This is a genomic window from Gilliamella sp. wkB72, assembly GCF_001693745.1.
Lineage (GTDB): Bacteria > Pseudomonadota > Gammaproteobacteria > Enterobacterales > Orbaceae > Gilliamella > Gilliamella apicola_E.
Map to the genome: position 1 here is coordinate 1 of NZ_LZEI01000019.1, position 22434 is coordinate 22434.

The 22434-nt window shown below is 33.7% G+C and carries 20 protein-coding genes and 1 rRNA gene; 6 read left to right on the top strand and 15 right to left on the bottom strand.

Annotation, left to right across the window (positions count from 1 at the left end; all coding sequences use genetic code 11):
• The 7 genes from A9G07_RS09130 to murA all read right to left on the bottom strand — a co-directional run.
• Positions 1 to 186, bottom strand: a 16S ribosomal RNA gene (locus A9G07_RS09130); the annotation flags it as partial.
• Between the two features lie 540 nt (positions 187 to 726).
• Positions 727 to 1797 (bottom strand): acyltransferase family protein, encoded by a 1071-nt coding sequence (locus tag A9G07_RS09135; RefSeq protein WP_065734912.1) that lies wholly within the window; start codon positions 1795 to 1797, stop codon positions 727 to 729.
• A 147-nt stretch (positions 1798 to 1944) separates the two neighbouring features.
• Complete coding sequence (locus A9G07_RS09140; RefSeq protein ID WP_065734913.1) at positions 1945 to 2196, bottom strand: GNAT family N-acetyltransferase; 252 nt, start codon at positions 2194 to 2196, stop codon at positions 1945 to 1947.
• A gap of 175 nt (positions 2197 to 2371) precedes the next feature.
• On the bottom strand, positions 2372 to 3334 hold the full coding sequence (gene pfkA / locus A9G07_RS09145; RefSeq protein WP_065562788.1) for a 6-phosphofructokinase: 963 nt from the start codon (positions 3332 to 3334) through the stop codon (positions 2372 to 2374).
• Positions 3335 to 3410: 76 nt separating this feature from the next.
• Complete coding sequence (locus A9G07_RS09150) at positions 3411 to 4325, bottom strand: cation diffusion facilitator family transporter (RefSeq protein WP_065734914.1); 915 nt, start codon at positions 4323 to 4325, stop codon at positions 3411 to 3413.
• An 11-nt stretch (positions 4326 to 4336) separates the two neighbouring features.
• A complete protein-coding gene (locus A9G07_RS09155) occupies positions 4337 to 4912 on the bottom strand; it encodes a DJ-1 family glyoxalase III (RefSeq protein WP_065562786.1) in 576 nt (191 codons plus the stop codon).
• 52 nt (positions 4913 to 4964) lie between these two features.
• Positions 4965 to 6218: a UDP-N-acetylglucosamine 1-carboxyvinyltransferase gene (murA, locus tag A9G07_RS09160; RefSeq protein WP_065734915.1), complete on the bottom strand. Its 1254-nt coding sequence runs from the start codon at positions 6216 to 6218 to the stop codon at positions 4965 to 4967.
• Positions 6219 to 6581: 363 nt separating this feature from the next.
• On the opposite strand from murA, the gene A9G07_RS09165 reads away from it, so the two are divergent.
• Together A9G07_RS09165 and can are read left to right on the top strand one after the other, a co-directional pair.
• A complete protein-coding gene (locus tag A9G07_RS09165) occupies positions 6582 to 7640 on the top strand; it encodes an FAD-binding protein (protein WP_065734916.1) in 1059 nt (352 codons plus the stop codon).
• A 44-nt stretch (positions 7641 to 7684) separates the two neighbouring features.
• A complete protein-coding gene (can, locus tag A9G07_RS09170) occupies positions 7685 to 8344 on the top strand; it encodes a carbonate dehydratase (protein WP_065562862.1) in 660 nt (219 codons plus the stop codon).
• Between the two features lie 2 nt (positions 8345 to 8346).
• On the opposite strand, the gene nrdG is transcribed toward can, so the two are convergent.
• The 5 genes from nrdG to trxA all read right to left on the bottom strand — a co-directional run bounded on the left by nrdG (position 8347) and on the right by trxA (position 14835).
• A complete protein-coding gene (gene nrdG / locus A9G07_RS09175) occupies positions 8347 to 8811 on the bottom strand; it encodes an anaerobic ribonucleoside-triphosphate reductase-activating protein (RefSeq protein WP_065562863.1) in 465 nt (154 codons plus the stop codon).
• 18 nt (positions 8812 to 8829) lie between these two features.
• Positions 8830 to 10965, bottom strand: coding sequence for an anaerobic ribonucleoside-triphosphate reductase (gene nrdD, locus A9G07_RS09180; RefSeq protein WP_065734917.1), 2136 nt, complete (start codon positions 10963 to 10965; stop codon positions 8830 to 8832).
• A 376-nt stretch (positions 10966 to 11341) separates the two neighbouring features.
• Positions 11342 to 12757: an NADP-dependent phosphogluconate dehydrogenase gene (gene gndA / locus A9G07_RS09185; RefSeq protein ID WP_065734918.1), complete on the bottom strand. Its 1416-nt coding sequence runs from the start codon at positions 12755 to 12757 to the stop codon at positions 11342 to 11344.
• A gap of 164 nt (positions 12758 to 12921) precedes the next feature.
• Positions 12922 to 14184, bottom strand: a complete 1263-nt coding sequence (rho, locus tag A9G07_RS09190; protein ID WP_065734919.1) for a transcription termination factor Rho — start codon at positions 14182 to 14184, stop codon at positions 12922 to 12924.
• A gap of 324 nt (positions 14185 to 14508) precedes the next feature.
• The gene (gene trxA, locus A9G07_RS09195) at positions 14509 to 14835 is read right to left on the bottom strand and encodes a thioredoxin TrxA (RefSeq protein WP_065734920.1); all 327 of its coding nucleotides are present in this window, start codon (positions 14833 to 14835) and stop codon (positions 14509 to 14511) included.
• 153 nt (positions 14836 to 14988) lie between these two features.
• On the opposite strand from trxA, the gene rhlB reads away from it, so the two are divergent.
• Entirely contained in the window at positions 14989 to 16215 is a 1227-nt protein-coding gene (gene rhlB / locus A9G07_RS09200) for an ATP-dependent RNA helicase RhlB (RefSeq protein WP_065734921.1), read from the top strand.
• Between the two features lie 96 nt (positions 16216 to 16311).
• On the opposite strand, the gene A9G07_RS09205 is transcribed toward rhlB, so the two are convergent.
• Entirely contained in the window at positions 16312 to 16929 is a 618-nt protein-coding gene (locus A9G07_RS09205) for a TfoX/Sxy family protein (RefSeq protein WP_065734922.1), read from the bottom strand.
• A 365-nt stretch (positions 16930 to 17294) separates the two neighbouring features.
• Between A9G07_RS09205 and A9G07_RS09210 the strand changes: the two genes are divergently transcribed.
• On the top strand, positions 17295 to 17903 hold the full coding sequence (locus A9G07_RS09210) for a hypothetical protein (RefSeq protein WP_141677504.1): 609 nt from the start codon (positions 17295 to 17297) through the stop codon (positions 17901 to 17903).
• Here the strand turns inward: A9G07_RS09210 and glnB are convergent.
• Together glnB and A9G07_RS09220 are read right to left on the bottom strand one after the other, a co-directional pair.
• Positions 17896 to 18234 carry a nitrogen regulatory protein P-II gene (glnB, locus tag A9G07_RS09215; protein ID WP_034883030.1) on the bottom strand — a complete coding sequence of 113 codons (339 nt, stop codon included), beginning with the start codon at positions 18232 to 18234 and terminating at the stop codon, positions 17896 to 17898. The genes A9G07_RS09210 and glnB overlap by 8 nt on opposite strands.
• 23 nt (positions 18235 to 18257) lie before the next feature.
• Positions 18258 to 19865, bottom strand: coding sequence for an NAD+ synthase (locus A9G07_RS09220; protein ID WP_141677505.1), 1608 nt, complete (start codon positions 19863 to 19865; stop codon positions 18258 to 18260).
• Between the two features lie 113 nt (positions 19866 to 19978).
• Between A9G07_RS09220 and aroB the strand changes: the two genes are divergently transcribed.
• Both aroB and A9G07_RS09230 read left to right on the top strand, forming a co-directional pair.
• On the top strand, positions 19979 to 21058 hold the full coding sequence (gene aroB / locus A9G07_RS09225) for a 3-dehydroquinate synthase (protein ID WP_065734925.1): 1080 nt from the start codon (positions 19979 to 19981) through the stop codon (positions 21056 to 21058).
• Positions 21059 to 21306: 248 nt separating this feature from the next.
• Entirely contained in the window at positions 21307 to 22377 is a 1071-nt protein-coding gene (locus A9G07_RS09230) for a 3-deoxy-7-phosphoheptulonate synthase (protein ID WP_065562872.1), read from the top strand.
• Positions 22378 to 22434 lie beyond the last annotated feature (57 nt).

A 22434-nucleotide genomic window follows, 5' to 3' on the forward strand; every position in this document is an offset into this window, starting at 1 on the left:
TCTCAACATTATGCGGTATTAGCAGTCGTTTCCAACTGTTGTCCCCCTCCATTCGGCAGATCCCCATACTTTACTCACCCGTCCGCCACTCGTCATCAAGTGCAAGCACTCATGTTACCGTTCGACTTGCATGTGTTAAGCCTGCCGCCAGCGTTCAATCTGAGCCATGATCAAACTCTTCAATTTAAAGTTTGATGCTCAATAACTGTCTCTGACATAATTCAAATGAATCTTCAGTGTCACTTATCAAGACTTAATTTTTGAGTCCGTAGACTTTTAATTTTTCGTCTCGCAAGTGCCCACACAGATTGTCTGTTTCTTCTTTTTAAAGAGCTGACAGCTTTAAGTTAACTTCGCGATTTCTTGCTTCAGTTTGCTGTCTCAAGGGCTGCGTATACTACGCTACACCTTTTTATTCGTCAAGATCTTTTTTTAAAAAATTTGATCTTGTTCACCAACTTCATTATCGTCTGCTTTCGCTTACGCCGTGTCAGTGGATGCGCATTATAGGCACTTCTTTTTTTTTGGCAAGTGAAAAATCACACTTAGAATTCCGTTTGTTTTTTATTTGTTCAGCGGCAATATTGATATACTCTAGATAAAGCAAAAATTGTTACTATAAAAATTCGAAAAATCAAAAAGTTGCTTCAAGATACATATTGTTATATGTTTTGAACCATAAAAACACATAATTTCTATCAAGTATTCGTTTAACTATCATAAATATTAACGATTACCACCAATCAAATATTTTGCTTTATCTTTGAATACTAATTTAATAGTATACGCAACAAGAACACTTATAGTTAATGTACATATTAAAAAGCTAATAGCACCAAGTGATGCTAATTCACCATTATCTGTTGTGATAATGTATCCCAACGGGGATTTAACCAACTGTGCCTCTAAAAGCATTACAATAATTTCATGTATAAAGTAGATTGGGAAACTAACATTTGCCATGAAAGAAAAAAACTTATATGTATTACTTTCATCATTTTTATGGTTCAAACCATCCAGAAAATAGAGTGCTAAAATAAATAAAATAATCTTTTGTAATGTATCGTAATAAAGTTTTTCAACACAAAGATGATCAACATAGCGATAAGCAAATGGAATAAAAAAGCATAAACAAAAAAAGAAAATCACCAAAACTAAATTATCTTTAACTAGTTTCATAATTTTTTCATAATTTTGCTTTATCATCATTCCCGTCAAATAAACAGGTCCATAATGCAATAAATTTAGCAATGGCTGAGTATAATCAGGCTTCGTGAACATAACTACCCAGAACATCGAAACTAACCCTACGATAATCAAACTTTTTTTTGACCATTCATATAATAAAGGGCTAATTGCGAAAATGATGATAATCATCGGCATAAACCATAATGGCAAAAGCTGGGTTCCGGTCAACATCATTTTAATGATTGAAGTACTCGAACTTGGTTCCGTTAGCGAAAATATAGGTAAACTGGATAGATATTGGTAATGAAAATATAGGAAACAAAATATCGATACAGAAATATATGGGCAAACTACTGTTTTAAACTTAGATAAATAATACGCTTTTACATTATATTTATAAGTTAAATGCTGAAATAAAAACCCCGCAATTAATACAAAAAATGTTGTGAAATTAAAAGCAAATAAATTTAAAAAAGAAAATAAATAACTATTAGCAATTAAATGGCTATTTTTAAATACACCTAAACAATGGCTAAAAACAATCATAATGATGGCTACGCCACGCAATACATGAATAGAATGAATTTTTTGGGGTTTGACTATTGTCATTTCAGTTATCAAAACATAACAAAGAAAATTTGCTATACATTAGCACAAAATTTCAAGATAAAAACTAGTATTATTTTAGAAAATGCACAAAATATTTCTTGACAAATTTCTGAAAAAATTACAAATATTTATCAAATATAAACACAATTAGTTGTCTAGCTTACTCGCAGCAAAAGAACATAAAGGTATGATTTCACGTTTTTCTTGCTTTAATGTTTTTATCACAAGCTCAAGTAACTTATCTGCTATTCCTTGTCCACGATAATTAGGATCTGTATAAGTATGATTGATGGTTGCTTTATCTTGCCCAATTCGAGTAAACGTCATTTCTGCTATTTCTTGATTATTGTCATTACACACATAGAAACGATCGTTATCTTGCTTATATTGTAATGTCATAAAATTCCTCAATTAGTATGATTTTCATCGAAATTAATTAAATAAGAAAAGAAAAATTTGTTGGAATTTATTAAAAAAATAGTTTTAAACTTATAAAGTGAATAATTGATAAACCAAAATCAAACCATAGTATATCAATTATCCACATCTTATTAGATTATCAATGGAGCAATATTTAGAATAAACGTTTCGCTGTATTGTAAAGATCCATATCAAATGGTCTTTTCATATTATTGATAGCATCAATGATATCATGATGAACCAATTTACCATTTTGAATTCCGACGCAACGTCCAGCATGACCATCAATGAGTAATTCAACCGCATAAGCCCCCATACGTGAACCTAAAATTCGATCATAAGGTACAGGTGAACCACCGCGTTGTACATGGCCTAGGATAGTTGCTCGCGTTTCATGATGTACTGCTGCTTCAATATCTTTTGCTAATTGGTTTACATCACACATATGTTCAGTAACAGTGACAATTGCATGTTTTTTACCTTTAGCAAAACCTAATTTTATCTCTTCAATTAAGTCTTCTTTAGTATAAGAAACTTCAGGAATGATCATAAATTCACAACCGCCAGCTACTGAAGCACTTAATGTCAAATCACCACAATCTCGCCCCATAACTTCAATTACAGAAATTCGGTGATGTGAAGAACAAGTGTCTCTCAATCTATCTATAGATTCAACAACTGTACTTAATGCAGTAAAATAACCAATCGTGTAATCAGTTCCTCGGATATCATTATCAATGGTGCCAGGTAAACCAATACATGGAAAACCTTCTTCAGTTAATCGCATCGCACCCATATATGAACCATCACCACCGATAACCACTAAAGCATCAATTTGATGTTTCTTTAAATTAGCAATCCCTTTTTTTCTAATTTCTTGATCTTTAAATTCAGGAAATCGAGCTGATCCTAAAAATGTTCCACCTCGGGTAATGATATCTGAAACACTAGAACGATCTAACTTGACAATGCGATCTTCACAAAGACCCAAGTAACCATCATAGATACCGAAAACCTCTAAGCCTTCAGTTAACGCAGTTCTCACAACTCCACGAATAGCTGCATTCATCCCTGGCGCATCACCACCACTGGTTAAAATACCTATTTTTTTTATCATAAAAAATAACTCCAATTTATAAACCTTTGGCTATTATAAGGTCATAATAAATAACTAACAATATAAAGTTTAGAAGCTATTTTGAATAGTTTTTCAGCTGATTTGTTTCAAGAGGAACAACAGAAATCGGATCTTGATGGATAATCACTGTTGCTGGAGCAAATTCTCTAGAGATATGTTTTTCGATTGTATCAGCAACTGCATGAGCTTTTATTAATGGCATATCATCATCTAATTCAAGATGTAGTTGTATAAACTTCACCGGGCCTGCTTGTCTAGTTTTCAAATCATGAAAACCACGCACATTTGAATAAGAAGAGACAATTTCACTAATTCTTTGGTTATCACTTTCAGGTAAAGCCTTATCTAATAAGTCTTGAATTGCACTATAGGCTATTTTACAAGCATTATAAAAAATATATAACGCAATAAAGAATGCAAAACAGGCATCAGCATACGTAATACCATACCAGCTTAAAAATAGTGCAATAATAACTGCAATATTCATAAACAAATCTGAAGAGTAATGCAACATATCTGCTTGAATCGCTTTACTATTTGTCTGTTTTATCACATGCTTTTGATATAAAACTAATGTGGCAGTCACAACAACCGAAATCATAGATACGATAATACCGAATAAAGGGAACTCTATTGCAGTTGGATGAATAATAGATTTAATACTTGATAATAATAAAATGGTCGCCGAACCAATAATAAAAGCACTTTGTGCTAATGCGGCTAATGATTCAGCTTTTCCATGACCAAAAGTATGATCATCATCAGCAGGTTTTAATGCATAACGGACTAAGAAAAAGTTAAGCCCAGATGCAAGCAAATCAATACTTGAATCCAACAGTGATGCAAATAAACTCATTGAGCCAGTGAACCAGCACGTAATTAATTTAATAATGATAAGGAAAATAGAAATTAAAACTGCACTCAATGTCGCCTTTTTAATTAATTTCTCATACAAATGTGATTTTGACATTTGTTACCTATTTATTGGTAGGATTCTATCCCTTGTGGAAGCACCAATTGCGCAGCTACTTCGGCTGCAATCTTTTTGTCTAATAAAACTTCAATAATTTTTAAAGCAAAATCAATTGAAGTTGCAGGGCCTTGACTAGTAATAACTCTATTTTGAACATCAAAATAAACTCGATCCGATTTCCAGTTTTTAATAGCATCTTTGGTTGATGGATAACCCGTCATATATGCATTAGGGAATAAATTATGATGTTGAAGAACCATCGCTGGGGTTGCACAAATAGCTGCAATAACAACCCCGGCTTGATGAGCTTGCTTTAATTTTTCAATTAATTGTTGAGAGTCTCGAAAGTTTTCAGCTCCAACTAATCCACCAGGTAAAATAATCGCATCAAAATGAATATCGCTAACTTCAGAAAACGTTTTTTGAGTTAGGATAGTGACACCGCGAGAACATTGAACTATTTTATCTTCAGTAATACTTGCATAGGTAACTTTAATTCCAGCACGTGTCAACAAATCAATTGTTGTCACGGCTTCAGTTTCCTCACAGCCATTTGATAAAAAAACTAATGCTTGCTTTGTCATATTACACTCCTTCCTATCAACTAACTGTCTTTACAAAATGTTAAAAATAGAACTATTTAACACGTTCAATGTTGGCGCCTAATTTTCTCAGCTTATTTTCAATATTATCATAACCACGATCGATATGGTAAATACGATCAACAATTGTTGAACCTTCAGCTATACATCCAGCCAAAACTAGACTCGCAGAAGCACGTAAATCAGTTGCCATTACTTGAGTTCCACTAAGTTTCTCAACGCCATGAGTAATCAGAGTATTACCTTCGATTTCGCCATGAGCTCCCATACGAATAAGTTCTGGGACATGCATAAAACGATTTTCAAAAATTGTTTCTTTGATAATTCCAGTGCCTTCTGCCACCATGTTTAATAATGAAAATTGGGCTTGCATATCAGTTGGAAAACCTGGGTGAGGTGCAGTATGAATATTAACGGCTTTTGCTCGTTTACCTTGCATATCTAAACAAATCCAATCTTCACCAGTTTCAATATTGGCTCCCGCTTCCTTCAATTTTGATAATACAGCATCAAGTAAGCTCGGATCAGTTTTACGACAAGTTATTTTGCCGCGTGAAATAGCTGCAGCAACTAAAAATGTTCCAGTTTCAATACGATCAGAAACGACTGAGTGTACACCACCACCAAGACTGGCAACACCTTCAATTTCAATGCGCATAGTACCGGCACCAGTGATTTTAGCGCCTAACATATTTAAAAATTTTGCGGTATCAACTATTTCTGGCTCACACGCAGCATTTTCAATTATCGTTTTACCTTCAGCTAGAGTTGCTGCACACATAATAGTAACTGTCGCACCAACACTAACCTTATCCATTACAATATGAGCGCCTTTTAAACGACCATCAACTGTAGCTTTAACATACCCCTCATCTAAAGTAATTGTCGCACCTAATTGTTGTAGTCCAGTAATATGTAGGTCTACTGGCCTTGCACCTATTGCACATCCACCAGGTAATGAAACTTGCCCTTGACCAAATCGAGCAACAAGAGGACCTAGAGCCCAAATTGAAGCTCGCATCGTTTTTACAAGTTCATAAGGCGCACAATAGTTATCAATCTGACCCGCATCAAGATGAATAGAACCATTCCGTTGATATTTCACGCCTAATTGCTCAAGAAGTTCCAGTGTAGTATCAATATCTTTTAACTTGGGAACATTTTGTAATTCAACTGGTTTTTCAGCCAAAATTGCAGCAAATAAAATAGGTAGCGCCGCATTTTTAGCGCCAGAAATGACAACTTCTCCATTTAAAGAAGTTGGGCCTGTAACGTGAAACTTTTCCATTGTTTACTCTTATTCATTTTAAGTGGCGATTATTATAAAAGTTATTCACTAATAGATAAATGAATTTTATCAAAATATGGTGACTATATTTGTCATCACCAATCCATAACAAAATAATTTCAATTATTTATTATCAATAAATAATTTGTTATCCCATACAAAATCAGATAAATATTAAATAAAAAATTCTTAATTTTGTTTTTAAATCAACTAGTAAGAAGTATAAATAGGTTTCAAAAACCCCGTTCCTCAACTTTTTTTACTAAAATTGATTAATTTCCTTATTTTCCTATTCACTACAATTTTATCGAAGTATGGTAAAATAGATAATATTCAATCTTATAAATCAAACAATACAATAATATGGATTACGATATTGCTATCATTGGACTTGGACCTGCAGGTAGTACCTTCGCACGTCTACTTAACCCATCTTTTAAAATTATTGCATTAGATAAAAAGCATCAAGCTGGTAATGAGGGTTTTCATAAACCTTGTGGTGGATTATTAGCAGATGACGCTCAAAAAGCATTTGTGCGACAAAAGTTAAATTTACCTACTGATATATTGACTGATCCACAAATTTTTAGCGTTAAAACGATCGATCTTCAATCCAAACTTATTCGTAATTATCAACGTAGTTATGTTAGTTTTGACCGACATAAATTTGACCTATGGTTAAAATCATTAATTCCCAACACTGTTAATGTTTTACATAATACACTATGTAAAGAAATCAGAAGAGTAATCGATGGATATCAAGTTACTTACATCGATGAAAATAAAATCGAACACAAAATTACGGCTAAATATGTAGTTGGTGCAGATGGCGCTAACTCGATTGTTAGACGAATGCGTTATCCTCATCATTCCATCAGACAATATGTTGCTATTCAACAATGGTTTACTGAAAAACATCAACGTCCTTTTAATACATGTATTTTTGATAATCAATCAACAAATTGTTATGCGTGGAGTATTTCTAAAGATGGATATTTCATTTTTGGTGGTGCTTTCCCGAAAAAAACAGCGAATCAACACTTTGAATCGTTGAAAGAAAAGCTAACAAAGCAAGGGTTTATTTTTGGAAAACCGTTAAAAACTGAAAAATGTCTTGTGGTTTATCCAAATCGCTTCCAAGATTTTTATACAGGCAATGAAAATATCTTTTTAATCGGTGAAGCAGCAGGTTTCATCAGCGCAAGCTCATTAGAAGGTATTAGTTATGCGCTTGATAGCGCAGAGATTTTAAGCAAGATATTAAATAGTGGTATAGCAAAACCAAATAAGCGTTATTATCAAAAAACAATTCCATTACGCTTAAAGCTTTATAGCAAAATTATCAAGGCTAAAATACTGACTACACCATTGTGGCGTAAATTAATTATGAAAAGTAAAATTCAACATATCAAAACAATTTAATTTATAAAAAATGAAATAATGAAATATAACAAGGAAAAGACATTATGTTTGATGTCAACGATCTAATTCGCTTTAATCATGAATGGTCAGAAAAGATAGCACAGGAAGATCCTGAATTCTTTAAACAGCTCGCGGTTGCACAAAATCCTAAATTTTTGTGGATCGGTTGTTCCGATAGCCGCGTTCCAGCAGAAAAGCTTATCAAACTAAAACCGGGTGAAATGTTTGTTCATCGGAACGTTGGCAACCAAGTGATTCATACGGATCTAAATTGCCTTTCAGTTGTCCAATACGCAGTTGATGTACTTAAAATCGAAGATATTATTGTTTGTGGTCATTTAGATTGTGGTGGTATCCGTGCCGCAGTTGAAAATCCCGATTTGGGCCTAGTTAATAATTGGCTACTTCATATCCGTGATTTATGGTTTCGCAACAGTTCTTTACTTGGTAAGTTTCCTGCTGATATTAGAATGGATATTTTATGTGAACTCAATGTAATTGAACAAATCTATAATTTAGGGCATTCGACCATTATTCAAGCAGCATGGCAACGTGGTCAAAAGGTTAATTTACATGGTTGGGTTTATGGGATCGATAATGGAAAAATTACAGATTTGCATATTACATCATCAAGTAGTGAAAATCTCGAAATCAACTATCGTGAAGCGATTTCTTATCTGTTAAATCTGCATAAATTACAATAAATTTATTTGAATCGATGGATAATTTGATTACTGCTACCTCGCCATAAAAGTTTAGGATCAGCGAGATCTTGTACAAATTTTCCATCAATCAAGACATCAATATAAGGCACTACAGATTGCTGTTCATCGGTTAATTCATTAAGTTTATAACCTGTCCATAACCAAATATCTTTATTATCACATTCGGCTTTTACGCGTTTAACTAATTTCAAAATGGTTGGCACATTTTTAGGGTGTAAAGGATCACCACCAGAAAGTGATAATCCTTGGCGTTTTATTTCGGTATCTTGTAAATCTTTAATGATTTGATCTTCAAGTGATTGTGTAAATGGCTTACCAGAGTTTATTCCCCATGTGCTTTTGTTATAGCAGCCAGGACATTGATGTACACAACCTGCTACAAAAAGTGTACAACGAGTCCCTTCGCCATTAACAACATCAACAGGATAATAACGATGATAATTCATAATAACAAAATTAATTTTTTAGCCTATTTGGCCATTATCCAAATGTTTAACTCGACGTTTTACTTCTTCTTGCTTACCGGCATTAAATGGACGAGCATCAGGACTTCCTAAATAACCACAAACACGGCGAGTCACAGAAACTTTTGACGAATCATGGTTACCACAACTAGGGCAAACAAATCCTTTGCTAGTACATGAAAACTCACCGGTATAACCGCATTCATAACATTCGTCAATCGGGGTATTAGTGCCATAATAAGGTACACGAGTGTAGCTGTAATCCCAGACATCCTCTAATGCTTTAACATTATTAATCATGTTAGGATACTCGCCATAACAAATAAATCCGCCACTTGCTACTGCTGGATAAGGTTTTTCAAACTCGATTTTTTCATATGGGTTAACCTTTTTCTCAACATCGAGGTGGAAACTATTCGTATAATAACCTTTATCTGTTACTCCAGGAATAATACCAAATTCAGCTGTATCTAAACGGCAGAATCGGTCACATAAATTTTCACTTGGTGTACTATATAAGCTAAATCCATAGCCTGTTTCTTTCTTCCATTGGTCAACAGCTTTAGCTAAGTGTTCAACTATTGCTATACCTTTTTCGCGTAAAGTTTCACTGTCAAATGGATGGGTTTGGTTTCCGTATAGTGCATTTAGTGTTTCATGTAGACCAATATAACCTAATGAAATTGATGCACGACCATTTTTAAAGATTTCAGAAACACTATCATCTTCTTTCAATCGAACGCCACACGCCCCTTCCATATATAAAATCGGAGCAACACGTGCTTTTACTCCATCAAGGCGAGCAATACGCGTCATCAATGCTTTTTTACAAAGGTTTAAACGTTTATCTAAAATTTCCCAAAAACGTGCTTCATCACCTTTTGCTTCAATTGCAATACGAGGTAAATTAAGGCTAATTACACCTAAATTGTTACGGCCGTCATGAATTTGTTGTCCGTCTTCTTCATAAACACCTAAAAAGCTTCGGCATCCCATTGGTGTTTTGAATGATCCAGTTACTTCAACAACTTTATCGTAATTTAAAATATCTGGATACATACGTTTGCTAGCACACTCTAATGCCAATTGTTTAATATCATAATTAGCATCACCTTGTTTATGGTTAATACCATCTTTAATAGCAAAAACAAGTTTTGGAAATACTGCTGTTTTATGATTTTTTCCTAACCCTTTTATACGCACTTTTAAAATTGATTCTTGGATAAGTCGTGATTCCCAACTGGTTCCTAAACCAAAACCAAAAGTAACAAAAGGCGTTTGTCCATTTGCAGTATGAAGTGTATTAACTTCATACTCTAAAGATTGAAATGCATCATAACACTCTTTTTGCGTACGGCTTTCTGCATACGCTTCAGGATTTGGAATATCCCACTCTTCTGCAACTTTTTTATGCTTTTGATAACTGATAGTCACAAATTTTGCTAGAATTTCATCAATTCGATTAATGGTTGTACCACCATAAATATGACTAGCGACTTGTGCGATGATTTGAGCGGTTACCGCAGTTGCAGTTGCAATAGATTTAGGTGGCTCAATTTCAGCATTACCCATCTTAAAACCGTTTGTTAACATCCCGTCTAAATCAATTAACATACAGTTGAACATTGGGAAAAATGGCGCATAATCGAGATCATGATAATGAATTTCACCACAATCATGTGCACGAGAAATATCTTTAGGTAACAAATATTGTTTAGCATAATGTCTTGCAACAATACCCGCTAATAGATCTCGTTGAGTTGGAATAACTTTACTATCTTTATTCGCATTTTCGTTCAAAATAGCAACGTTACTTTGTTCTATTAAGCCACGAATATCTTGATTCAAACGGCTACGTTCTTCACGCGCACGATCACGATCATGTCGGTATTCAATATAAGTTCTTGCCAATTTTTTATAAGGCCCTGACATAAGTTGATTTTCAACGACATTTTGAATTTCATTGATATCAACACTTTCACGATCCATCATTTGATTGGTCACAACGCGAGCAACGGAGGCACAATAGTCTGGGTCATTAACATTGGCCGCAACAGCTGCTCTTATAATAGCGTCTTTAATACGAACCTCATTAAATGCAGTTTGACAGCCATCACGTTTGATTACTACGGGCATATATACTCCTCAATATTCATTAATAGTTAGCGCTTGGCATGAGTTTTATATCAACCTTAATAGTTGTTGTGGCTATTCAAAACTATTGATTTTTTATTAAAATATGGGCCTTTTGATATAAACTCGGATTTTCACATCGCTTTAGAAAACACTATATGTAGTAAATATTGGTAAATTATACACCATATATTGTGTTTTTCTAGTTTATTTAAAAAATAAATTTGCTTGACAAGGCCAACGCTAATAATTGCAAGTCTTTCGATGATTAATTTGAGAAAAATTTGGGTAGATTGGATATAAAAGATGGATAAATTTTGTATGAGTGCAACTGATTTTGCACTCATACATCGAATACAACAACAGATCTTAATCAGAATTAAGATTCAATATTTAACCAATCAGTATGGAACACACCTTCTTTATCGATACGTTTATAGGTATGAGCACCAAAATAGTCTCTCTGAGCCTGAATTAAATTAGCAGGTAGCACAGCTGAACGATAGCTATCATAATATGCTATTGCTGCCGACAAAGTAGGAACAGGAATACCTTGCGAAACCGCTAGACAAATAACATCACGTAATGATTGTTGATAAGCCTCAACCGTTTTACGAAAATATGGTGCTAACAGTAAGTTATCAATATTGTTATTTTCAGTATAAGCATCAGTAATTTTTTGTAAAAATTGCGCTCTAATAATACATCCTGCTCTAAAAATCTTTGCAATTTCACCATAATTTAATTGCCAATTATAATGTTCTGATGCAGCTTTTAACTGTGCAAATCCTTGCGCATAAGAGATAATTTTACCCATATAAAGTGCTTTACGTACTTTTTCAATTAAAGTTTGTTTATCCCCTTTAAAAGCTACTTTTTCCGGCCCTTTAAGCACTTTTGATGCAGCTACTCGCTGATCTTTAATCGCTGAAATATAGCGAGCGAATACAGATTCAGTTATCAAAGATAAAGGCTCACCTAAATCTAATGCACTTTGGCTTGTCCATTTTCCGGTACCCTTATTACCAGCGGCATCAAGGATCATATCGACCAAATAATCGCCATTTTCATCTTTATATTTAAAAATGTCCGCTGTTATCTCAGTTAAATAGCTGTCTAATTCGCCTTTATTCCAATCAGCAAACACATCGGCAAGCTCATCATTTGTTAAACCAACAACATGTTTTAGCACACTATAGCTCTCTGCAATTAATTGCATGTCACCATATTCAATTCCATTGTGCGCCATTTTAACGTAATGTCCTGCTCCATCAGGACCGATATAAGCCACACATGGTTCACCATTCGCTTTAGCCGCTATTTTTTCTAAAATCGGAGCAACTAACTCATACGCCTCTTTTTGACCACCAGGCATAATTGAAGGTCCTTTTAATGCACCTTCTTCACCTCCAGAAACACCGGCTCCTATAAAATTAAAGCCTTCATCGGATAACATTTTATTACGACGAATAGTATCTTCAAAGAAAGCATTACCACCATCAATAATGATATCCCCTTTATCTAATAAAGGTCTCAGCTCATCAATTACGGCATCTGTTCCTTTACCTGCTTGCACCATAATTAATATACGCCGTGGTTTTTCTAATGAGTTAACAAAATCTTCAATACTATAATAAGGAACCAATCGTTTATCAGAATGTTCAGCCATTACTTGTTCTGTCTTATCTTTAGAACGATTATAAATTGATACTGAAAATCCTCGACTTTCGATATTAAGTGCAAGGTTTCGCCCCATAACGGCCATTCCAATAACACCGATTTGCTGTTTAGACATAATTTGGCTCCTTTATTTAATCTCTATAACCTTAACAAGGTTTGGTACTGTTACCTTAACGCTTATTAACAATATAAGTTATATATTGCCATAAAAAAACCGTATCAATACATAATACGGCTTTTTTTCATTATTTTAATTAAAATGCTTTGGAATTAAGCGAATTATGAACGCTTCATCATTTCAAAAAACTCATCATTAGTTTTTGTCATGGCAAGTTTATCAATTAAGAATTCCATTGCATCAATTTCACCCATTGGGTTGAGGATTTTACGCAAAATCCACATTTTTTGTAGTTCATCAGGTGAAGTCATTAGATCTTCTTTACGCGTACCAGAACGATTAAAGTCAATAGCAGGGAATACACGTCGCTCAGCAATTTTACGTGATAAGTGTACTTCCATATTACCGGTACCTTTGAACTCTTCGTAAATGACTTCATCCATTTTAGAACCAGTATCAATTAAAGCAGTAGCAATAATTGTTAAACTACCGCCCTCTTCTACATTACGTGCCGCACCAAAAAAACGTTTAGGACGATGTAACGCGTTTGCATCAACACCACCAGTCAATACTTTACCTGATGATGGAATAACGGTATTGTACGCACGAGCTAAACGAGTGATTGAGTCTAATAAAATAATCACATCTTTTTTATGTTCAACTAAACGTTTTGCACGCTCAATTACCATTTCAGCGACTTGAACATGTCTTGCTGCTGGTTCGTCAAACGTAGAAGCTACAACTTCGCCTTTAACTAAACGTTGCATTTCAGTAACTTCTTCTGGTCGTTCATCAATCATCAATACGACTAATTCACATTCTGGATGATTTACCGCTAAGCTTTGTGCAATGTTTTGTAATAACATTGTTTTACCCGCTTTTGGCGGAGCAACAATTAAACCACGTTGACCTTTACCAATTGGTGAAGCTAAATCAAGTACTCTTGCGGTAATATCTTCTGTAGAACCATTACCTCGCTCCATACGTAAGCGAGAATTAGGATGTAAAGGAGTTAAATTTTCAAAAAGGATTTTATTGCGAGCGTCTTCAGGTTTATCGTGATTAACTTCATTTACTTTTAATAAAGCAAAATATCTCTCACCTTCTTTCGGCGGTCTAATTTTGCCGGCAATGGTATCACCAGTTCTTAAATTGAATCGTCTAATTTGACTAGGAGAGACATATATATCGTCAGGTCCAGCCAAATAAGAACTATCTGCAGAACGCAAAAATCCAAAGCCGTCTTGCAAAATTTCAAGTACACCATCGCCAAAAATATCTTCACCACTTTTAGCGTGTTGTTTTAATATTGCAAAAATAATATCTTGTTTTCTAAGGCGGGCAAGATTCTCAAGCCCCATATTTTTCTCACCAAGCGCTACAAGCTCGGAAACAGAAGTGTTTTTTAATTCAGTTAAATTCATAGTTTATAAATTCTTGAGGATAAAATTGATATGTTTACAATTACTGCTATTTTTGTATATTTCTTTCATTTACTTATAAAAAATTTTCTTTCTAGCAATATATAAAATTAATTTATTAATCAGCTTTTTCGATGATAATTATGTATTTGGGCATTGAATTTTAACCACTTTATCAAGAAAAACAATGGATTGCTGAAAGGGGTTTATGTAAGAAATTAGCAATTTACACTAAAATTATAGGTATGTCTATACTTAATTGCGATTTTTGGGAATAAAAAATAATAAGCGTAATAAAACGCTTATTATTTATATTTTTTCAATTGATTAAAGCTGTGGATCAATAAATGCTTTAAGTTGTGCTTTTGATAACGCACCTACTTGAGTGGCAACAACTTGACCATTTTTAAAAATTAATAGGGTTGGAATACCTCTAATCCCAAATTTTGGGGCAATATTCGGATTTTGTTCAACATTTAATTTGGCGATAATAATTTTATCAGCATATTCTGGAGCTATTTCTTCCAAAATCGGGGCAACCATTTTACAAGGTCCACACCACTCAGCCCAAAAGTCAACCAATACTGGTTTAGTTGATTCGCTTATTACTTTATCAAATGTAGCTTCAGAAAGTGCAACAATGTTATCACTCATTTAATTATCTCCTAGAAAATTTGTCTAAAAATATATTAGGATATTTTCATACCTACCGCTAGTAATTATTCTAATAGGACATAATTATTAGTGAAGTTGTTGTATTTAGTATGCTACAATTACCGAATTCTGATAATTATATTCTAAACAATAATGATTCAATCATATCTTACAAAAACAACTTTCAATCAATTTCCCTTACACCCATTAGTCATAAAAGCGTTGGAGAAAAAAGGTTTCGTTTACTGTACCCCAATTCAAGAACAAACATTGCCATTTACAACAAAAGGAATTGACATTGCAGGGCAAGGACAAACTGGAACGGGTAAAACGATTGCGTTTTTGGCATCAACATTTAATCATTTATTGAATAATGCTCCATTACCCGATCATAAATCTAATCAACCAAGAGCTGTCATTATTGCTCCAACACGTGAGTTGGTTGTACAAATATACAATGATGCTCAAACTCTCTCAGAAGAAACAGGTATTAAATTAGGACTAGCTTATGGCGGTGATGGTTATGATAAGCAACTAAAGATGCTTTCTGCTGGAGTTGATGTATTAATTGCAACAACAGGAAGACTCATCGATTATGCAAAACAAGATTATATTAATTTAGGTGCAATCCAAGTTGCAGTTCTAGATGAAGCGGATCGTATGTTTGATTTAGGTTTCATCCGTGATATCCGATGGATATTTAGACATATGACATCGCCACAAAATCGTCTTACCATGTTATTTTCAGCGACGTTAACTCATAATGTTCGTGAATTAGCTTTTGAATACATGAACGAACCACAATATGTTGAAGTTGAGCCTGAACAAAAAATTGGTCACAGAATAAAAGAAGAGCTGTTTTTTCCGTCAAACGAAGATAAGTTAGCTCTATTACAAACGCTTATTGAAGAAGAGTGGCCTGACCGTAGCATTGTATTTGCTAATACTAAAGTTGCCTGCGAAAAAATCTGGCGTCATTTAGTTGCAGATGGCCATCGAGTAGGACTACTTACTGGTGATATCGCACAAAAAAAACGTTTATCCATTCTTGATAAATTTACCCAAGGTGATCTTGATATTTTAGTAGCAACAGATGTTGCTGCCCGTGGCTTACATATCCCAAATGTAACCCATGTTTTTAACTATGATCTTCCTGATGATTGTGATGATTATAGACATCGAATAGGTCGTACAGGACGCGCCGGTGCCGAAGGTTATTCGATTTCATTAGCTTGTGAACGTTATTCACAAAACTTACCTGCTATTGAAAAAGCCATTGATCACACTATTCCTGTTAGTCAATATGATCCTCAGGCGTTATTAACTAATTTACCAACACCTAAACCATTCAAAAGACCAACTCGTAGAAAACCATCATAATAAAGATTGTTGGTTAATCCCTAATTAGCATCGAATTTAATACCATCATTAAAAACTAAGTTTAATGATGGTATTTTCCTTATTAAAAGTAATTGATTAAATCAAATCTTGTTTTGTATTCAAGAAATTTTGATAAGCTAATTCAATTTCTTCTTTAGTTTCGGATGATAATGTTCCTACATGTCGATCATGTAGGGCTCCATATAAACCAAACAGAACATTAATTGACAGTTTTGGATTTTTACTTTTTATTCGATAAAAAGTTTCCAAATAACCGACTTCTTTAAATGTTTCTATATCGGTAATATCAGAACTTACCATCAATTTTTCCAAAGAAACCGTCATGTTGGGTAAAGATTTTAAACGACTTTGGTATCTAGCTACTTTTTCGTCTAGATCTTGTTTTGCATGTTCAATGACCATTTTCACTATATCATGCAATTTTTTTCGATCTTGGCGTAACGCATCACTTGCTTTATAGTAATCAAGCAATTTATGTGATCCATCAAATACCAGATCAAGTGGTTGCATACCGAGTTCAACAAACATTGAACGATATTTATCATGGGCTCTCAGATAAACATCATTTTGATCGACCCAAGCAAACATAACTGATTCACTATTAAGACTAAATCCTCCAAAAAATGACCTTAATGAAATGTCTTCAATGCAAGAAAACTCCTGTTTAATATTCACTGCTAATGTTTTAAGCATATAAATTCCCTTTCACTTACCTTTATAAATAACTTTAACTAATATGTTTATGCTAAACTATATTAATTTTATTAATATTAAAACAACTAATTAACATTAATTAATAAATATGGGATCTGTCTTCCATAAATGAATATTTGTTTGATTTGTACTTGATTAATTAAATTTTTTTTGCTCTAAAAAAATTTAAGGTTTTTTTTAGCGGTTAAATATTTGTCAAATCTTAATATTTCTTAAAAAAGAAAAAATGCATTAACATTGTTATTCTGCTGTAATAATTATACAATCATCAATAATTAACTAAATGGTATCTATTATTGTCAACTTCAATCAACATGCTCAAAAACGTTATAATCCCGCTTTTTATGTTTTGTTCATTTGCCGTATCAGCAGATAAATTACCGCTGATTGAAGAATTGACATCCTGTAATCCTGACTTTTTTAATCATGTCTATGAGCATAGAGAAGAGTTAAAAAATCATACTAATGTTGAAATTTTTAATCATAATCAGGCTTATATTCCAGTCGAAAACCGCACAGACACGAATAAAAACTTCATTTATTTCAAAACGCCTATTCAATATAAAAACTTAAAACTCATCGGTTATTATGATAGTGCGATGGATTTGAAAAAAATGGGAAAATATTATTTCTGGGGATTCATCATTGATAATAATATGAATGAGATACGTGAAAGTTTGGACTTTTTAGAGTGGAAAAATATGGAAGATGATCTTCTGTATATTGCCAATCCAAGAATTCGAAATATTACTGATGATATCCAGGTTTGGCATAAAAATACAGGAACAGTAGTTGGTGTAAAAACAATACCTGCCCCAAATACTACCGAAAAGTTATTACTGCTTGAAAAAGGTGATAATATGCAACTCCTTATTTGTTCGATTCAGGGCGTTGTCACCAATAATCTACTTCGGCAAGAACGTCCCGATATTCAAATCGATAAAGTTAAATAGCTGACTCATCCATTTCACCAGTACGTATACGTATTACTTGCTCAACGTTATAAACAAATATTTTTCCATCACCAATTTTACCTGTTTGAGCGGTTTTCATGATAGTCTCAATACATGTTTCTAAAATATCGTCAGCGACAACAAGTTCTATTTTTACTTTTGGTAAAAAATCAACCATATATTCAGCACCACGATAAAGCTCAGTATGCCCTTTTTGGCGACCAAAACCTTTCACTTCAGTAACGGTCATCCCCGTAATTCCTTGATCAGCAAGAGCTTCTCGAATATCATCTAGTTTAAAAGGTTTAATAATTGCTTCAATTTTTTTCATATCTCTTTGCCCTTAATTCGAGATTACCAATTCTTAAATCCAAAAGCAGAAGTAATTGGATATCGTCTACCTTTACCAAAATTACGAGTTGTAATTTTAGGACCTACTGCTGATTGACGTCTTTTATATTCGTTAATATCAACTAATTTAATCACTCGCCTTACAGTTGTTTCATCATAACCTTGCGCAACCAGTTGTTCAACGGAAAAATCGTGTTCAACATAGCCTTTTAATATCCCATCTAAAATATCATATGGAGGCAAACTATCTTCATCTTTTTGATCTGGTGCAAGTTCAGCTGAAGGTGGGCGTGTAATGACTCGTTCAGGAATAACAGGCGATCTACTATTTCGATATTTAGATAACGCAAATACCATGGTTTTAGGTACATCTTTAAGTACATCAAAACCACCAGCCATATCACCGTAAAGTGTTGCATAACCAACCGACATTTCACTTTTATTGCCTGTCGTTAAAACTAATCTACGACGTTTGTTTGAAAGCGCCATTAAAATCACACCGCGGCAACGTGCTTGTAGATTTTCTTCAGTTGTATCTTTTTGTGTACCCATAAACATCGGCGTTAAAGAAGACATAAAAGCATCAAACATCGGTTCAATTGAAATAATATCAAATTCAACACCCAATATTTCAGCTTCTTCTTTTGCATCAGCAATACTAATATCTGCCGTATATCTGAACGGCATCATAACCGCTTGTACTTTATCTTTACCCAAAGCATCAACTGCAATTGCCAATGTTAAAGCGGAATCAATTCCACCAGATAATCCTAATACTGCACCTTGAAAACCATTTTTAGTAATATAATCGCGAGTCGCTAAAACTAATGCATCGTAAACATTTGCTAATGGATCACTTTTAGTATCAACAACTGGTTTATAATTATGTCCAAGATGAAAAATAGAAATTTGTTCTTCAAAAAAGTTGAGCTGATGAACGATATGGCCTTTATCATCACATACAAATGAGCCACCATCAAAAATAAGCTCATCTTGACCACCAATTTGATTCACATAAATAATCGGTAAGCCGGTTCTTAAAGCATGGTGTTTTATAAGTTCTTCGCGATTTTTCTGTTTTTCATAAGCATAAGGTGAAGCATTAATAGAAATAACCAGATCCGCACCCTGAGCGCCAATTCGATCAATCGGCTCACATTGCCAAAGATCTTCACAGATCAATAAACCAATTTTTTTACCTTTAAAATCGATAACACAAGTCTGCTCACCAGCACTAAAATAACGTTTTTCATCAAATACATCGTAATTAGGTAACTGCTGTTTATGGTAACACGCTATTTGTTGTCCTTCAGAAAACAATGATAACGCATTATAAACCACTCCATCTTGCCAATGAGGATGACCAACAATAACACTACATTGTTGACTAGCTTGCTTGATAGTCAATAAAGCTTGTTGACAACGAATTTTAAAATCATCGCGATAAATTAAATCTTCTGGAGGATAACCACAAATTGCAAGCTCAGATAAAATAATTAGATCATTAGAGGAATAGTTTTTTATCAATTCAATGATTTGCTGAGTATTACCTTCAATATCACCTATACGCCAATTTTTTTGTGCTAACACGAAAGATAAAGTCATATAAATTCAACATTACAGAAAAAAATTGCCAATAAGTTTAAATGATTCTAAGTTGCGCTGCCACTTTTTTATCGTTAACATTAAAGATTAAATTGGCATGAACTTATCTGGAAATAATTATGCAAAAGATCCTAAATGTTGCGTTAGATAATCGCAGTTATCCTATCACTATTGGTGAAAACTTACTTAGTCAATTTGAATATTTCAAACTACATAGTGGCCAGAGAGTCCTCATTGCTACAAATGACACTATTGCTCCAATTTATTTACAGCAATTAATTAAAATGCTTGAAGATCATGGGGTCAAAACTGATTTCATTATTGTTCCTGATGGCGAGCAATACAAAACTATGGAAACTTGGAATAAAATCTTGACCGCTTTACTTGCCAACAATCATACTCGCAGTAGCATACTTATTGCACTTGGTGGTGGCGTTATTGGAGATGTGGCAGGTTTTGCAGCTTCCGCATATCAACGTGGCATAAAATTTATACAGGTTCCTACTACTTTATTATCTCAAGTCGATTCTTCCGTTGGTGGTAAAACTGCAATTAATCACCCTCTAGGTAAAAATATGATTGGTGCATTTTATCAGCCGCAATCAGTCGTAATTGATATTAATTGTTTAAAAACTTTACCACAAAGAGAACTTTCAGCAGGTCTAGCTGAAGTGATTAAATATGGCATTATAATGGATTGTGAGTTTTTTAATTGGCTAGAACTACATATAGATGATTTACTTAATTTAGATGTCGATGCATTAAGTTACTGTATTTATCGTTGTTGTGAATTGAAAGCTCAGGTTGTCGCTGCTGATGAAACAGAACAAGATATGCGCGCTATATTAAATCTTGGCCACACCTACGGTCATGCAATTGAAGCTGAACTTGGCTATGGGAATTGGTTACATGGTGAAGCAGTTAGTGTTGGAATGCTAATGGCAGCTCAAACAGCTAAGTTACTTGGCAAATTTACTGATGAAGATTTTGATCGGATTAAAAAGTTATTAATTAAGGCTAAATTGCCAGTAAAAAGACCTACACAGATGCCAAATGAATCTTATATTCCTCACATGTTACGCGATAAGAAAGTTCAATCTGGGCAAATTAGATTAGTTTTACCGACTAAAATAGGTTCTGTTGAAGTCATTGATGTTATTGATAAACAATTAATATTAAAAGCAATATCTTCTATCTAAATCTTATTTATCCTCATTGATATACGAGTACTTGTAATTAATCCAAGTATTCGTACACATTTGTTTCCACTCATTTGAATTAAACCCTTAAAATGTAAACAAATATTTACGGGTTAATATTGTATTTTATCTAACAATAAGTAAAATTTTAATTTACTATTTCGTAATTTTGTGTTTACATATTAAGTGTTTATGTAATCAATATTTTACATATAAAAAATATGCATGATTTTAACAAGGAAAATAAAATGTTAAAAGACACACTAAATAACGTTCGAATTAGAGATGAGCACATGTTAATTACACCAGAAGAAATTAAGAATCTTTATCCATTATCATCAGAATTAGAAAATCAAATTGCTTCATCTCGTCAAACTATCGTTAATATTTTAGAACGTCGTGACCATCGATTACTTATTGTTTGTGGTCCTTGTTCTATTCACGATACTGAAGCCGCAATTGAATATGCACATAAACTAAAAAAACTATCTGATGAAGTTAAAGATAACTTATTTATCGTTATGCGTGTTTATTTTGAAAAACCAAGAACCACTGTTGGTTGGAAAGGCATGATCAATGACCCACATATGGATAGTTCCTTCGATATTGAGCATGGTTTAAAAAAAGCACGTAAATTACTTCTTGATATCACTAAAATCGGGTTACCAATTGCAACTGAAGCATTAGATCCAAATACACCTCAATACATCGGTGATTTAATTAGCTGGTCAGCTATTGGTGCAAGAACCACTGAATCACAAACTCACCGAGAAATGGCGTCAGGATTATCCATGCCAGTTGGCTTTAAAAATGGTACAGATGGTAGTTTAGATGTGGCGATTAATGCAATGAAATCAGCCTCAATGGCACATCGATTTGTAGGTATTAATCAACAAGGGCAAGTTACGGTATTACAAACTTTAGGTAATCCACATGGTCATGTGATCCTAAGAGGAGGAAAAACACCTAACTTTGATGCCGAAAATGTTGCATTATGTGAAGTTCAAATGAACAAGGCTAAATTAGTGCCTAATTTAATGATAGATTGTAGTCACGCCAACTCAAATAAAGATTACCGTAATCAACCAATTGTTGTTGACTCAATTATTGAGCAAATTAAGCAAGGCAACAATTCAATTATTGGTGTCATGATCGAAAGTAATTTATTTGAAGGAAATCAATCATCTGAACAACCAAAAGAAAACTTTAAGTATGGTGTATCAGTTACTGATGCTTGCATCAATTTTGAAACAACTGAGCAATTATTGCGAAAAATGAACAATGACTTAGCAGAGCCTCTAAATAATAGGCAAAAGTAACCGATTAAAGTTTATATTATTTTCATGAAACTAAATCGCCGACAAAAGTCGGCGATT

Coding starts and splice junctions, on each gene's coding strand:
- A9G07_RS09135 (WP_065734912.1), bottom strand. CDS start 1,797: ATGACAATAGTCAAACCCCAAAAAATTCATTCTATTCATGTATTGCGT.
- A9G07_RS09140 (WP_065734913.1), bottom strand. CDS start 2,196: ATGACATTACAATATAAGCAAGATAACGATCGTTTCTATGTGTGTAAT.
- pfkA (WP_065562788.1), bottom strand. CDS start 3,334: ATGATAAAAAAAATAGGTATTTTAACCAGTGGTGGTGATGCGCCAGGG.
- A9G07_RS09150 (WP_065734914.1), bottom strand. CDS start 4,325: ATGTCAAAATCACATTTGTATGAGAAATTAATTAAAAAGGCGACATTG.
- A9G07_RS09155 (WP_065562786.1), bottom strand. CDS start 4,912: ATGACAAAGCAAGCATTAGTTTTTTTATCAAATGGCTGTGAGGAAACT.
- murA (WP_065734915.1), bottom strand. CDS start 6,218: ATGGAAAAGTTTCACGTTACAGGCCCAACTTCTTTAAATGGAGAAGTT.
- A9G07_RS09165 (WP_065734916.1), top strand. CDS start 6,582: ATGGATTACGATATTGCTATCATTGGACTTGGACCTGCAGGTAGTACC.
- can (WP_065562862.1), top strand. CDS start 7,685: ATGTTTGATGTCAACGATCTAATTCGCTTTAATCATGAATGGTCAGAA.
- nrdG (WP_065562863.1), bottom strand. CDS start 8,811: ATGAATTATCATCGTTATTATCCTGTTGATGTTGTTAATGGCGAAGGG.
- nrdD (WP_065734917.1), bottom strand. CDS start 10,965: ATGCCCGTAGTAATCAAACGTGATGGCTGTCAAACTGCATTTAATGAG.
- gndA (WP_065734918.1), bottom strand. CDS start 12,757: ATGTCTAAACAGCAAATCGGTGTTATTGGAATGGCCGTTATGGGGCGA.
- rho (WP_065734919.1), bottom strand. CDS start 14,184: ATGAATTTAACTGAATTAAAAAACACTTCTGTTTCCGAGCTTGTAGCG.
- trxA (WP_065734920.1), bottom strand. CDS start 14,835: ATGAGTGATAACATTGTTGCACTTTCTGAAGCTACATTTGATAAAGTA.
- rhlB (WP_065734921.1), top strand. CDS start 14,989: ATGATTCAATCATATCTTACAAAAACAACTTTCAATCAATTTCCCTTA.
- A9G07_RS09205 (WP_065734922.1), bottom strand. CDS start 16,929: ATGCTTAAAACATTAGCAGTGAATATTAAACAGGAGTTTTCTTGCATT.
- A9G07_RS09210 (WP_141677504.1), top strand. CDS start 17,295: ATGTTTTGTTCATTTGCCGTATCAGCAGATAAATTACCGCTGATTGAA.
- glnB (WP_034883030.1), bottom strand. CDS start 18,234: ATGAAAAAAATTGAAGCAATTATTAAACCTTTTAAACTAGATGATATT.
- aroB (WP_065734925.1), top strand. CDS start 19,979: ATGCAAAAGATCCTAAATGTTGCGTTAGATAATCGCAGTTATCCTATC.
- A9G07_RS09230 (WP_065562872.1), top strand. CDS start 21,307: ATGTTAAAAGACACACTAAATAACGTTCGAATTAGAGATGAGCACATG.